At 59.5% G+C, this 247-nt stretch carries 1 protein-coding gene; it reads right to left on the minus strand.

The window, feature by feature from the left end; all coding sequences use genetic code 11:
* Positions 1-235, minus strand: a 235-nt coding sequence (locus tag SB764_RS43420; RefSeq protein WP_410867230.1) for a transglutaminase N-terminal domain-containing protein, incomplete at its 3' end; no start/stop codon positions are given.
* Between the last annotated feature and the right edge of the window lie 12 nt (positions 236-247).

The following is a 247-nucleotide window of genomic DNA, read 5'->3' on the forward strand; positions in this document are numbered from 1 at the left end:
CGGTCACCTTGAATTCGCGCGTCTTCTCGGGGAACACCAGACGCGCCTGATAGTTGGCGAACGCGTCCTGCTGCCAGTTGATGAAATGCCCAGCCGGCTCGACCCGCATCGAATACGACAGAATCGGGGTCCGGCAGTGAGGTGCCGGCCTGAGACGCACGACCTGAGGCGACAGTTCAACCAGCCTGTCGTAGCGATAATGTGTGACATGATTCAACGCGACGCGTATGGACACACTGGACTCCTG

Source organism: Paraburkholderia sp. SIMBA_027, assembly GCF_046535315.1.
Lineage (GTDB): Bacteria > Pseudomonadota > Gammaproteobacteria > Burkholderiales > Burkholderiaceae > Paraburkholderia > Paraburkholderia tropica.